The sequence below is a fragment of the Corynebacterium tuscaniense DNF00037 genome (assembly GCF_000759055.1).
GTDB classification, from domain to species: domain Bacteria; phylum Actinomycetota; class Actinomycetes; order Mycobacteriales; family Mycobacteriaceae; genus Corynebacterium; species Corynebacterium tuscaniense.
On sequence record NZ_JRNG01000080.1, the window covers coordinates 1 to 927 of the forward strand.

General features: G+C 48.5%; 1 protein-coding gene. It reads left to right on the forward strand.

Features of this window, described 5'->3' with window-relative positions; genetic code table 11:
• Positions 1-587, forward strand: a 587-nt coding sequence (locus HMPREF2129_RS10735; RefSeq protein ID WP_408605846.1) for a hypothetical protein, incomplete at its 5' end; no start/stop codon positions are given.
• Positions 588-927: the final 340 nt, after the last annotated feature.

The window sequence follows — 927 nt, forward strand, 5'->3', positions numbered from 1 at the left end:
GAAATGTGGTAGACACCATAGTTGTCCCGTATTCAGGAAAGGATCTCCACATGAAGCTTCACCGACTCCTAGCAGCATCTGCTACTGTAACTCTTCTGGCAACGGCTCCGTTAACCAGCCAAGCTACCGAACTCACTCCGAAATCTGACCAAGAGAGTTTCAGTGCGCAGGAAGGACAGTCAACATATAACATCAGCCGCGTCGATGAAAATAAGCTCCGCCTAAAGGTTGAAAATGCTACCATTTCCCAAAATGGAGATTTTATCGATATTACCAGCAAAGATGGACAGAGCTTAGAACGATTGAGTGACAAAATCGTCTATGACGACGGTAGGGAAATCAACCTTTCTTACACTATTGAATCACCAACGAGTATTCTCATCGACGCGGAGAAGGGTGGGATAGCACCTCGCGGCTACTGGTCTTGCGTCGGGAAAAACGCAGCCGGAGGAGTCGTTGGTGGAGCCGCACCAGGTTGCGTAGGTGGGGTATGGTTTGCCGGTGTGGGATGCGTCGCTGGCGCTGGCGCCACTGCTGTGACTGGTGGTATCGCAACAGGTGTCGGTTCCCTCATCTGGTGTGCATAATGCAGGTGGTAGCGCGGAGTACCGCAGTCTCGACGATAGGTGCATTGGCCACTTATCTGACTGGTAATCTTATAGGTTTGGATTCACCTTACCCATCTACTATTTCTATTGCAGTTGCTACATTTATTTTTTCAACAATATTGCAACTAAAGAAAAAATCAAGCGATAGTAGCGATAGTAAGTAGTGATACTAAAATAAATCTGCGAGCAGCCTGGAGAAAATCACTCCGGCCTAGCATTAATCCTTAAGCAGATATTCCATCAGGAAACCCCGCAGCATGCGCCAACACTGCAGGGTTCCCCTATCTCTACACCGCCCCAGAACAAGACCTCTACCCAC